Genomic DNA, 13,152 nt, shown 5'->3' with positions numbered 1-13,152 from the left:
ATCCTGCAATTCCTGCAACAATCTCCCGGGAATGCCCCTATCCTAGATGCCGAGTTGCAATACATGCAACATTAGCTCCACAACAAAGAAATTAAGGGCGAATGACTTAAGCCGTAAAACTAATGGACGGGAATGAAGAATTACCGTTTTAACACCAGCGGAAGGTACACCTCGTCCACAATATTGGCGATCGTCTCCTCTGACATGGGTGCGTTATAGAGCATCAGCTCATGGCGGGCCAGATCGGACGGCAAAGTGAGCATTCGGGGGGTTACGGCTTCGGCAGATACTTCTCCCCGCTCAACAGCCCGCTCCAGCAAAATCGACATGGTCCTGTTTTGACGCCCATGGGGGAAAATATAGGAGGCAAGCGGCATATTGCCCATTTCTGCTACAAGTCCGTAGAAAGCATTCAACATGACTTGAATATTATTCTGGTTCATGGCCCGCAGCACCCCGCATACATCATCCCTCAAGTTCCCGTTATCCGGCACTTCCTCCAGCGGCAGGGGCACACGCTCCCGGATAGCAGCAAGCACAAGCTCAGCACGGTTGGCCCACCGGCGGTAGAGTACGGCTTTGCTTGTTCCCGCCCGCTCGGCCACACTATCCATCGTAAGATTGGAATACCCCTGCTCTGTCAACTCTTCCCGTACGGCCTGGAGTATAGCGGCTTCGAGCTCCTTGCCTCTGCGTCTGTTCTTCAATTTATCCTGTTCTTGAGAAGTGGACATACCGGTCTCAACCACCTTTGGAGAATTTCGTTGCGTTTCTTATGAGGATAGTATATCATAGGCTCAATTAAGAAACTTTAAGTTTCTTATTAGCGACCAAAGGGAGATGATCAACTTGCAAAATCAAGCTAAACCAGCACTTGAACCAGCTGAACAGCAGGCAGCAGCCAAGAATTTGATGTGGATTCTTATGCTTGGTATTCTGGCTCCGATCTTCGATACGACGATAACCAATGTGGCGATTGATACGCTGGTCCGGGAATTTAACACCTCGGTATCCATTGTTCAGTGGGTGATGACCGGATATCTGCTGTCGTTTGCGATGGTTATTCCTATAACAGGCTGGGCTGTGGAACGGTTTGGGGGAAGGAAGATGTGGCTATTTTCGCTGAGTCTGTTTTTGCTCGGCTCTGTGCTGTGCAGCATGGCGTGGAACGTGGAGAGCCTGATTATTTTCCGTACCCTTCAAGGGATCGGCGGGGGCTTGCTGATGCCGATTATGCAGACCTTGGCCGTACGTGCCTATGGAGGTCAGAATATGGGCAAAAGAATGGCGACCATAGCTATGCCAGCGCTGCTTGGGCCCATTCTGGGACCGGTGCTGGGAGGACTGATCGTCAATCATCTGAGCTGGCGATGGATCTTTTTTGTCAATATTCCGCTCTGCCTGGCTGCCATAATTGTTGCGTGGAAGGGGCTCCCCAAAGAAGAGCACCATGCCCGGACGCTGCGGCTGGATGTGCCTGGACTGCTGATACTGTCTCCGGCTATCGTGCTTACCCTGTACGGCCTTGGAGAAGTCAGCTCCCACCACGGCTTCGGTCATGCTGCGGTCCTTGTTCCCGTTATAGCAGGTGTGGCGCTTTTAGCAGTATTCGTGATCCATGCCTTCCGCAAGGGAGATGAAGCGTTGATTGATGTCAGGCTGTTCCGGGTACGTTCCTTAACCGTGTCCTCGTCACTGCTGTTTCTATCCGGATTGACGACCTATGGGGCGATGCTGCTGCTGCCGCTATATCTCCAGCAAGTCCGCGGTGAATCTGTGCTTATGTCCGGCCTGCTGCTCGTTCCCCAAGGCATCGGGATGCTGCTGACCAGATCGCTGGCCGGCAAACTGACAGATCAGATCGGATCGAGACCCGTGGTTCTTGTAGGAACGGTCCTTACCATCCTTGGCACTTGGCCGCTGACGCAGCTTGGCGCAGATACGAGTTACTATTTTCTGAGTGCGGTTCTTATCGTGAGGGGGGCTGGATTAGGAGCTGTTTTTCTGCCGGTTATGGCTTCTGCCTATATCGGTCTGTCCTCGAAGCAAATCCCGCACGCCAGCAGCACCACCCGTATTATGCAGCAGATTGGCGGTGCCTTCGGCGTATCAGTTATCGCAATTATTTTACAAAATAAGCTGAATTCCGTCCTGACTCCTGACCCGGCCGCAATGGCCGTTGCCTTCGATCATACGTTTATGTGGACGATTGCCTTCTCGGCTGTGGCGTTAATTCCGGCTGCCTTCCTGCCAAGAATAAGGAAATAGTGCGGCTGGTGCGCAAGTGCAATTATATTTCATTTCCCTGAGATCCATTGTTGCGAATGGTAGAGTGGTGTATCCGTTTATCTGAATTCAAGGTATAATATCGGACAAAGCGCGTAAGGATGACTCTGGAATGTATAGAAAGCGCTATCTTTGCAGGCAGATTGGAGGAATGTGTATATGATCAAGCGGTTTCAAAGAGTTAGCCTGGTGAAACAGATTATCTATCTGAATGTGCTGATGCTAAGCTTTCTGCTAGTATCCTTTCTCATTTCTAATTATATCGCGCAGCGTATTGTCGAGGACAAGGTTACGGAATCCGTTAACAAGCTGATGCTTCAGCTGGAAGCAACCATGAAGAATTTCTATAAAGATATGGATGGTATTTCATACTCCTTGTTGTACAGTCCGACGCTTCAGCAATATCTGAGCACAAACGATGCACTGACACATATTCTTATGGACGATGATATTGTCTCCCAATTTTCAAGTACACTTTCTTTGAAAGAAGACATTAAAGGGATACTGCTCTATAACAACACGGGCAAGCTGATTGCCAATTTAGGGGAAAAGGCGAATATTACACCTAAAAATCAGGCATCTGTCATTGAATATACTACTTCCATATTACCCAACAGCTCCTACTACACGATATCTGTTCCTGTCTATAATCTGCAGAATAATATCAAGTTAAAGGATTACCGGGGAATGTGCGTATTTCTAATGGATGGAGCCCGCTTTAATGAGCTGCTACAGACATCGAAGCAATCCCCCCATTCCAAATTCCTGCTGCTGGACGAGAAGGATGTCATCATTGCGGGAACCGCTCCGCAAAATTACGGCGAAGTTTTTCATTCTGAGAATTACTCTAATCGTCATAAATATCTGGTTCAGGAAGCGGTTCTTAAAAATACCGGCTGGAAGATTATTAGCGTCCTGCCCAAGGCCGAAGTGCTCCAGGATGTGAGTACCATCAAGAACCTTAATATTGCTACCTATATTGTAATCTTTTCCATGCTGCTGCTCTTCCTGGTTGTGTTCTATAATCAGGTATTTAAGCCTGTCAAAGCGCTCCTTGATTTTGTGAAATCCTACACGAAAAAAGGGAAGGACAGAAGGTTCTCAGTGACGTTCAACAACGAAATCGGAGTCCTGGGCAGCCGCTTGAACCAGATGCTCGATGACATCGATCATCTAAGCCGGGATATCCAGGTCGTTCAGCAAAAAGCCTTTGATATAGAGCTGATGAAAAAGAAAATGGAGATATCGGCCTACAGGAATCAGATTAATCCTCACTTTTTGTACAATACCTTAGAATGCATACGTGCGATTGCCCTTTTTCATAAAGCTGAGGATATCGCGGAAATCACCTCTTCTCTATCCAAGATGTTTCGTTATTCCATTAAAGGGGCCGGATTTGTCAGTATAGGTGAAGAGCTGCTCTACCTTCGGGAATATTCGAGAATTATTGATTACCGCTTTAGAGGGAAAATACAAATTCGAGTGGAAGCGGAAGAGCGCCTGCAATCGCTCTACACTCTGAAATTATTACTGCAGCCGATCGTAGAAAATGCAGTTTTTCACGGACTGGAGACAAAGGTCAGCTCTGGATTGGTTACTGTGCAGGTAAACCTGCTGACAGATGAGCTTGTTTGCTTCACAGTCAAAGATGATGGCGTAGGAATGAGCGGGCAACGGCTGGAAGAGGTGAGGGCACAATTAAACCGGTTTGAAGGTCCTGTTGTGATGAATGACGGAGGCGTGGGCATCGGCTTGGCCAATATCTATCGTAGAATAAAGCTGTTCTATGGAGAAAATGCCCAAATGACGATCGAGAGCAAAGTAGACGAAGGGACCACGGTGATCTTGACGGTACCGATCATGGAGGAGCCCGGAGAAACGGAGGGAGAACTATGCTTCAAGTCCTGATTGTTGATGATGAACCTTGGGTAGCGTACGGAATTGCCCACATGATTGACTGGAACAGTCTGGGTTATGAGATTATCGGTGAGGTGTATGACGGTCAGCACGCCTTGGAGATGATTACCGAGCTATTGCCGGATCTGGTCATTTCCGATATTCGTATGCCTGGATTAAGCGGAATTGAATTACTGGAGAGAATAAGAGGGCTGCAGTTAGAGACGAAGGTTATTCTTGTAAGCGGATATACCGATTTTGAATATGCTCAGAAAGCGATCCGTTATGGGGCATTCGACTATCTGGTCAAACAGATTGATGCCATCAAACTGGAAGAGGCTATCCATAGACTTACCGTAGAGATGAATAGAAAACGGGAGGCTTACGAGGAATATAATTTGTTGCTGGGAGATTTATTTGAGTGGCTGAATCCGGCGAACAAATTCACAATCGAGGATTTTCAGGTCAACCAAGAAGTCACCGCAGTGCTTCCGGATTATCGCTTCATATGCTGCCTGTATCCCGCAGACTCCAGTCCTGGAATAGCGGAAGGGAGGCATCAATATCCCCATTTGAGTGTCACCTCCTTACGAACGGGTTATGATAAAATTTCGCTGCTGCTCAATTATGACGAGCATATGGAGCCTTTGGAGCTACTCGATTTTATTACCAATGAATTGTCCGATGCCAGGTATATCGGGATAAGCGGTATAGGGGGAGCTACCACGCCAATCTCCAGGCTGTATCAAGAATCGGAGATTGTGATGTTCAGCGCATGCTTTCATCAAACCGAACAACTCGCGCATTACAAACCGCCTGTTATCTCCACGCTGATTAGAAAATGTCTATTAAAGCTGGAGCAATCCATTAAGGAAAAGGATAACATTCAAGTGGAGGTTCTGCTGGAGCAGATCAGCGAGGAATGCCGCCATTCCCTTATATACATTGATCAGATTGCAATCATCTATAATCAGGTGATCTCCATTATTCATAAGTATCATCATCAATTAAGCCCGGACAATGAGCTGGAATTCTTATCGTATGAACAGATTATTCGAATGTATCATACGCCGGAACAGCTGTTTACCAGAATGAAGTCGTTGCTGGAGCAGTTGAGTGAGCAAGATATCCACGTTTCCAATGAGGCCGTCGAGAAGATTATCGCCTATATCAACAGCAGGTATATGCATGATCTGTCGCTCAGTGAAATCGCCAAAATGTTTCATCTCAGCCTGGGCTACTTAAGCACGTTGATCAAGAAGGAGACGGGAGTCACCTATTCGGAATACATCATGCATAAGCGCTTGAGTATGGCTAAGGAACTACTTGGAGATTCCTCCCTGTCTGTGGCAGAGGTGGTCGAGCAAATTGGCTATAAGGATTATTACCATTTCAATAAGCTGTTTAAGAAGAACTTTGGAATCACGCCTAGCCAATACCGGAAAATATAACGTTGAAAGAAGAACAAAACACCAAAATAGAAAAATTCAGACATCTTCATCCTCATGAATCTGAGCTACGATAGAGATGTTCCAAACACACAGATTAAGGGAGGTCACAAAAGGCTATGAAACTAAAGTATATGATGGCTCCGGTTCTGACACTGGCTTTGGCACTAACGGGGTGTGGTTCAACGAGCAAAAATGAAACCGCTAACAAACCGGAAGGGACACAAAATTCGGCACCAGCTGTAAGCAAAGCAGTGTGGTTCTCGACAGTGGATTTCTGGAATCCTCCATCCACATGGAGCACCGATCCCGGCACTGTTCAAGGTATAATCACCGAGAAGACCGGTTTAACCTTTGATTTCAACATACCGGCACAAGACGGAGAGACGAAGTTGAATTTGATGCTGGTTTCCTCAGGTGAAAACTTCCCGGATTTGCTGACCATAACAAGTGATGTACTGGGGAAAAAGCTGATTGAGGCTGATAAAGTGTGGAAACTGGATGAATTTTTGCAAAAATACGATCCGGATTCTCATCTGCTGAAGGATTTTCCGGCGGATGTGAAGCAGACGATCATTGACCGGGATGGCGGCTTCTATGCTTTCCCAAGCCATATCAACTCAGAGGATGCCAGAAAGCAATATCCTCCTTCCGGACAATTCTATATCGATACTATTGATTACGCGGATAACAATGGGATTGTGGTGAATGGCAATATTCTCAAAGAGGCAGGTTTGACCCTTGATGACATCAAGACGGAATCCGGTCTGCTTGCCGCCTATCAAAAGATTAAAGATATGAATTTGAAGGTATCCGGGGCTGCGGTGATTCCGCTTCTGGTCGATGGCAAAAGCTATCAGGAGCCTACATTCGACTTCCTGAAGAGCACCTTCGGGGCCATGCCGGTAGATCAGAATGGTAACTACAGAGACCCGCTATTGGCACCGGAAACGAAGGAGGCCTTGAGCTTCTTGTACAAGGCGATGCAGGGAGGCTATTTTGAACCTGGACAGATGACGGTGGATAATGCTGCAGTGAAGGCCGATATGGCATCGGGCAGAGTCTTTACTTTTATCGGTAATATGGCCAATACTTCCTTCCAGCTCAATAATTACTGGACATCCTCCGGTCCTATTCTTTCGGATAAGGGAGCGAAGCCTGTACTTGCGAAGAACCAGCGGGCAGGCGGTGGCTGGATGCATACCTTTGTCTCGAAATCTGCCAAAGAACCGGAGAAGCTGGCTAAATTCATAAGCTTCATGAGCAGTAAAGAAGGTATGCTTTTGCACAACTACGGGATTGAAGGTGTTCATTATAATCTGGACGATCAGGGACATGTAGTGAAGACAGAGCAGGGGCTCAAGGATGCGACCCAGTATATGACTACGGGCGTGAGTGCATTCTGGCCATTTAATAATACCTCCTTCTCCTATAGTCTAGAGTCTGCTCCGACCGAAGAAACAGACATGGCGGCTGTAACTGCCAACCGGGTTGCTTCGGCTTATGGCAAATCTGAAGAAATTCAGATCTATAATAATGCGGCACTCAGTCTGCCGCAGGATCTATTCCCTGCCGACAGTCAATTTGCCAATGATGAATTGCAGATTAAGAACTACAAAACTGCCCAGATCGCTAAAATAATCATGTCGGAAAATGATGCGAAGTTTGAGCAGCAATATAATGAAATGATCGCACAATTAAAGAAGCTTGGCATCGAGGCTTTGGATAATGAGCGGGATAAATATTTTAAAGAAAAGAGTAAGCAGTATGGAGTAGAGGTTAAAGGGATCAACTCCTGATTACCAGAGGATGAATGGTGCCAAAGCACGTGGAACAACATGATGCTTTGGCACTCTTAATGTAGAGATAGGAGGGTAAGTATGCCATCCAAGCGTAGAAAAGGATACAGGCTGGGATATGATTTCAAAACGCAGTTTGAACTCAAATTAATGCTGTTTCCAGCAGTGGTATTGATCTTTGTGTTTAACTTTACTCCGTTATTTGGTCTTCTGATGGCTTTTAAGAGCTACGAACCCGCTATGGGCATCAAGGGAATCTTTACAAGTGACTGGAATCATTTTCAGCATTTCACCAGGGTGTTTCATAATTTTCAATTCTGGCCGATGGTACGGAACACTTTAGGGATCAACCTGCTAAGCGGTTTAATAGGAATACCGGTAACGCTCTTTTTTGCCCTGATTCTCAATGAAATACAGTCTCCCAAGTTCAAATCCTTGGTTCAGACCATAACCTACTTACCCCATTTTCTCTCCTGGGTTATTTTTGGCGGACTTTTTATTACACTGCTGAATACTGACGGTATAGTTAACTACTTGCTGCTGGAGTTCCATCTTATTGACAAACCGCTGCAGTTTTTGGCGGAACCGAAGTACTTCTGGGGTATAGCCATTGGAACTGGACTGCTGAAGGATCTCGGCTGGGGTGCCATTCTGTATCTTGCGGCCATTGCCGGTGTCGACCAGAGTCTATATGAATCGGCTGCCATCGACGGAGCGGGCCGTTTGAAAAGAATGCTTCATATTACGATTCCCGGAATCATGCCTACGTTGATGGTTTTGGTCATATTTGCCGTAAGCGGCATGCTAAACAATAATTTCACCCAGATTTATGTTTTACAGAATACATTGAATCTACCGGCAAGCCAGGTTATAGATACTTATGTTTATCAAACGGGAATGCTGCAATTCCAATTTGCCTCGGCGACGGCAATAGGGTTGATGAAGACTGTGTTTGCCCTGTTGCTTCTGGTTGGTGCAAATACTGTCTCCAATAAATTGACTAAGACAGGTTTGTTTTAAGGAGGACGTTGTATGGTTGGAGGGAAAAGTTTAGGAGAACGTACGTTTAATTTGTCTACAATCATCATTATGGTGATTCTTATGGCTGTAACTATCTACCCGTTCTGGTTCTCCCTCATCAGTTCCCTGAACAGTGGAGAGGATCTGCTTCGCGGTCCAATCTTCTTATGGCCGAGAGAATGGACATGGGCCAGCTGGGAAAAGGTGTTGATTGATCCGGGAATCCTTCAGGCAGCTTGGATTACGGCGTCGCGGACGATTATTGTTACGGTTGTATCCATGCTCTATACATCGATGTTCGCGTATGCATTCTCCAGGTCTTATCTAAAAGGGAAACAGTTCTACGTGGTGATTGGCTTTGCCAGCATGTATTTCAGTGGCGGGTTGATTCCATCCTTTATGCTGATGAACTGGCTGGGCTTATACGATCATTACCTCGTCTACATTTTGCCGAGTATTTTTGGAGGCTTCTATAATGTCATCATCTTTAATGCGAATTACAAGGGCATCCCGGACTCTTTATTTGAGTCGGCGAAGATGGATGGAGCCAGTGAGTTCAGAATCTTTTTCCGGATTGTCTTACCGCTATCGAAACCGGTCATGGCAGCACTATCCGTATTTACAGCAGTGAATATATGGAATGATTACGGTACAACACTTTATTTCACACAATCCAACCATTTGCAGACTTTACAGTATGTCATCCTCAGATTAATTCAGTCGAATCGCGCGGTTGAGAACATGATGAATACGGTGGACGGCTCCAACCTTGCGGTAGCACAATTACTGAATAATACCGGAGGACAAGGCTTGGTCACGGCTCATACCATTGAGCTTGCCGCTATGGTCATTGCGTCCATTCCGATGATCATCTTATATCCGTTCGCGCAGCGCTTTTTCATTAAAGGAGTGTTGTTGGGATCAGTTAAAGGATGAATGGATATTGACTGGATCAGACAACAAGTAGGGTGCAGGAGCGCTCTTCTTGTTCTTGGGGGAGGTTCTTATGGATACACTAGCTTTTTTGCCAGGCAAGCAAGCTTTACATGCTTATCTGTTTGCCCATTTCATTGGAGAACAAGAGGACGGTGAGCAGATCTACTTTGCGGTTAGCCAGGACGGTCTGCATTGGCAGGATTTAAACCACAAACAACCCGTACTGTACTCTACCGTTGGAGAACGGGGGGTACGGGACCCATTTTTACTTCGGAGTGGGGACGGCAGCTGCTTTTATTTGTTAGCAACCGATCTTAGCATTTATCACCGGGGAGGGTGGACAGATTCGAATGCAACGGTTACTGGAAGCCGCTCTATTATAGTCTGGGAATCTCCGGATTTAGTGAAATGGTCGGAGCCCCGGAGGGTGGAGGTTGCTCCCAAGGAAGCCGGCTGCGCCTGGGCTCCAGAAGCGATCTATGATGAGGAAGCAGAGGATTATCTGGTGTTTTGGGCTTCCAGCAGAGAGGCTGCTGACGGTATGGGCAGGGGGCTGCATATTTACGCCAGCAAAACACAAGATTTCCGCACGTTCACGGAGGCAGAGCTGTTTATCACCCGGGGGGAACATCAGACTGTTATCGATACGACAATCATCAGAGCCGAGGGCAGATATTACCGTGCTTCTGGCGATGGTCATATCACGATTGAGTCGAGCGATCATCTTTTGGGAGAATGGAAGATCATCTCAACTTTGGAGTCACTAGGGCTTGGTTTGACCGGCAAAGATGTGGAAGGACCGGAGTTCTTCAAGTTCAACCACGATGAGCAATGGGGGCTGCTTGTAGATCAATACGCCACTGAACAGGGCTATCTGCCGATTCTTACATCGAATATCGGTGACACTACCGGAGACTGCTGGCGCATACCCGCACCGGGAGAGTATGCCTTCGGCCATCTGAAGAAACGGCATGGCACAATTCTGCCGATTACCCAATCGGAGTACGAGACAATATTGGACAGGTGGGGGAAAGAGTTCCCTCCTGTTCGTTCTGTGAAATCCTGAATCCATCTTAGTGAAAGGCGGCTATCTGCCATGAATCATCCTCACATTCGAAATTGGAGTTTCAGCGACACTCCCTTATTGCTGCCCTACTATCTGCCTCCCGGCACGGTGCTTCCCTCCACCATTAGCGGACAAGCTGTGGAATGGAAGTCTTCGCAGCCGGATGTATGGGCCGGGCCGGGGAGACTCGTCTCACCTGTAGATGAGCTGGGTCCGGAAATACAGCTGACCGCAGTTACATTGAAGGAGTCTTACACATATACCGTGCGCATGCTGGGAGAACGCAGTTGCTGGCTGGCCGGTTACACACGTGAGCCGGATGAGAATGCCAATGTCTACAGCCTTTTTGTTGCGAGTAGCCTTCATCTGGCGCTTGACATGACAGGGGAAGGCTATGAAGCTCTTAACGATAACTATGGCGTACTATTCGCCAAAGCCGATTATTATCATTCAGTACAGGGGGAAACCAGGCTGCTAGGTATGCCGCGGTGCTTCCGGCTTACCGATGGGGGCTTTGGAATTTTAGCGACTCCGCTTAATTATGAAGGAAAGGGAGATCGGCCAGGTGAGCTGCTCTACTTTGAAACCAAAGACTTCGTTCATTATGAAGAGAAGGACCGCGTAGTATTAAGCTCCAAGGTTATCCTGGATTATTCTTGTGAACTGGATGCTGCTACTAGGTTATACCGGATTGGATGGAAAGATGAAGGCGGCGAATCTTATTTTGGAATGACGAAGGATTTTATCACCTTAATTGATTGTCAGCCGGGAGAGGGGTTTCCGGTTCAACTCCAAGAACTGAGTATGAAGGGTGCGCTAACAGGACAACGGATTGCACTGACTCGATCAGAAGCGACCTATCTAAAAAACAAGCTGGGACGGGTATGCAATGTATCGGTGAGTGTGCCGGTTATTGAATTGCAGGCGGGAGATCCGCTGCCGGACCATTGGCGTGTGACAACCGTATATTCCGATGGCAGTGTCAATGAGAAGCGGCTCATCATTGATCCTGCTGCACTTGCCACCGTAAATTTGTCACAGCCCGGTACTTACAAGCTGGATGGAGAAGTGCTTCGTCACCGCTTCCCGTACCCCATGATGATGACACGGCCAGATCCGCAGATCATCAGGCTGAATAACCGGTATTACTTCATTTCTACGGATGATGACGGACAGCGAAGAATCTATATCCGCTCCGCAGACACCCTTGAAGGGCTTCAGGATGGACAGGCTGCAGAAACTCTATTATGGGATGGAACCCTTCCAGACGGCGAGCGGAGAGGGGAACACTGGGCGCCAGAATTGCATCTTATTCATGGAAGATTGTATTGTTTTTTGGCGATAAGTGTCAATAACAGCTGGACAGGTGTTCAGGCGCATGTAGCGGTGCTTACCGGGAATGATCCGCTAAACAGAGACCATTGGGAGACACCGTTACGAGTGCTGGACCGACATGGAAAGGTATTAGGTGATTTGGCGGAACGGGAACGCAACATTAATCTGGACATGACTTATTTTGAATATGGCGGACAATCTTATGTATGCTGGTCGCAGCCGAAGTGGCACAAGGAAGTTCAAGAGCTGGCCTCTCTGTATATCGCCACAGTGGACCCGGACATGCCATGGCGGTTGACCAGTGATCCCGTGAAAATATGTCAAAATGAATATGGCTGGGATCGTAACGGTAAGGTAGCCTCTGGTGTAGCGGAAGGGCCCTATGTGCTGAAACACGAGGATGCCGTATATATGGTATATTCCGGATCAAGTGTAGGGCCTACCTATACGGTCGGCATGCTGGAACTAATAAAGGCTGGCGATCCGCTGAATCCGGCAGCCTGGCGCAAATCCAATTATCCATGGATGCATTCGCTGAGCCACCCGGGCCAGTATGGCCCCGGGCATAATTCGTTCGTGCAGGACGAGGATGGTAATTGGTTCAACGTGTACCATGCTTGTGAGGTTAACGGCGGGTTCCGGCATGCAAGCATACGTCCTGTACATTTCCGCTCTGACGGTTCACCGGTGCTTGATATGACAGAAGAAGAGGAATTGCTTCCGGAGTATGAACGGTTAACCATAATTGTTGTTGTACAGTAACACGGGATGATGACAGACCCACAAGGAGAGTGAAAATAAAGCTTATATTGGTACTTCGCTCTTAAACGCCAAAAAATCGCGGCCCCAAAGCCGCGAATCTTAATTAGTTATGGTCGAGACGACAGGATTCGAACCTGCGGCCTCTTACTCCCGAAGCAAGCGCTCTACCAAGCTGAGCTACGTCTCGACGCTATGAATAATTAAATTATACGCCTGTGTGTAAGCGCTGTAAATAACCTTTTTCATAGCGATTATGGGCTTCTGTTGCGGCAAATTACGGCCTGTGATTGACAGATATCCACCCGCTGGCTATACTTGAAATGTTAAAAAGCAAATCGGACAAAGCGTTGATGAAAACAAGTACGCCGGAGAATGCTTCATCAGAGAACAGGTTCCTTTGCGGATGGTCCGCATCGGGTGTGAGAACCTGGGAGACAGACCGGCCGAAAGCTGATTTCGGAGTGCGGGGACAATCCCGCCGGGGGCACCCGTTAACAGCCGCACAAGGCGATCGTCTGCAGTTGTCCGTGTACACGGATTAAGGCGATAACCAGGGTGGTACCGCGATAATCATCGTCCCTGAATTTCATTCAGGGGCGTTTTT

General features: G+C 47.5%; 9 protein-coding genes and 1 tRNA gene. 8 read left to right on the top strand and 2 right to left on the bottom strand.

Annotated features, from left to right (window positions below; translation table 11 throughout):
• Window positions 1-140: 140 nt before the first annotated feature.
• Entirely contained in the window at window positions 141-734 is a 594-nt protein-coding gene (locus tag MKY64_RS18710; protein WP_051477801.1) for a TetR/AcrR family transcriptional regulator, read from the bottom strand.
• Window positions 735-849: 115 nt separating this feature from the next.
• On the opposite strand from MKY64_RS18710, the gene MKY64_RS18705 reads away from it, so the two are divergent.
• From MKY64_RS18705 to MKY64_RS18670, 8 genes are all read left to right on the top strand, one after another.
• Window positions 850-2,268: an MDR family MFS transporter gene (locus MKY64_RS18705; RefSeq protein WP_235191752.1), complete on the top strand. Its 1,419-nt coding sequence runs from the start codon at window positions 850-852 to the stop codon at window positions 2,266-2,268.
• Window positions 2,269-2,445: 177 nt separating this feature from the next.
• The gene (locus MKY64_RS18700) at window positions 2,446-4,194 is read left to right on the top strand and encodes a sensor histidine kinase (RefSeq protein ID WP_340954974.1); all 1,749 of its coding nucleotides are present in this window, start codon (window positions 2,446-2,448) and stop codon (window positions 4,192-4,194) included.
• Complete coding sequence (locus MKY64_RS18695) at window positions 4,179-5,633, top strand: response regulator transcription factor (protein WP_340954973.1); 1,455 nt, start codon at window positions 4,179-4,181, stop codon at window positions 5,631-5,633. Before MKY64_RS18700 ends, MKY64_RS18695 begins: the two co-directional genes overlap by 16 nt.
• Window positions 5,634-5,749: 116 nt before the next feature.
• Window positions 5,750-7,429, top strand: a complete 1,680-nt coding sequence (locus MKY64_RS18690) for a hypothetical protein (protein ID WP_340954972.1) — start codon at window positions 5,750-5,752, stop codon at window positions 7,427-7,429.
• A gap of 81 nt (window positions 7,430-7,510) precedes the next feature.
• Complete coding sequence (locus MKY64_RS18685) at window positions 7,511-8,449, top strand: ABC transporter permease (RefSeq protein ID WP_036722608.1); 939 nt, start codon at window positions 7,511-7,513, stop codon at window positions 8,447-8,449.
• A 12-nt stretch (window positions 8,450-8,461) separates the two neighbouring features.
• The gene (locus tag MKY64_RS18680) at window positions 8,462-9,385 is read left to right on the top strand and encodes a carbohydrate ABC transporter permease (protein WP_036722606.1); all 924 of its coding nucleotides are present in this window, start codon (window positions 8,462-8,464) and stop codon (window positions 9,383-9,385) included.
• 70 nt (window positions 9,386-9,455) lie between these two features.
• The gene (locus MKY64_RS18675) at window positions 9,456-10,451 is read left to right on the top strand and encodes a glycoside hydrolase family 43 protein (RefSeq protein WP_340954971.1); all 996 of its coding nucleotides are present in this window, start codon (window positions 9,456-9,458) and stop codon (window positions 10,449-10,451) included.
• Between the two features lie 30 nt (window positions 10,452-10,481).
• On the top strand, window positions 10,482-12,548 hold the full coding sequence (locus MKY64_RS18670; protein WP_340954969.1) for a family 43 glycosylhydrolase: 2,067 nt from the start codon (window positions 10,482-10,484) through the stop codon (window positions 12,546-12,548).
• Between the two features lie 110 nt (window positions 12,549-12,658).
• Here MKY64_RS18670 and MKY64_RS18665 read toward each other — a convergent pair.
• Window positions 12,659-12,735: transfer RNA gene (locus MKY64_RS18665), tRNA-Pro, on the bottom strand.
• Window positions 12,736-13,152 lie beyond the last annotated feature (417 nt).

This window comes from Paenibacillus sp. FSL R7-0210 (assembly GCF_038009085.1).
Lineage (GTDB): Bacteria > Bacillota > Bacilli > Paenibacillales > Paenibacillaceae > Paenibacillus_AQ > Paenibacillus_AQ silagei.
This window is presented reverse-complemented; position numbering and strand designations above follow the sequence as displayed.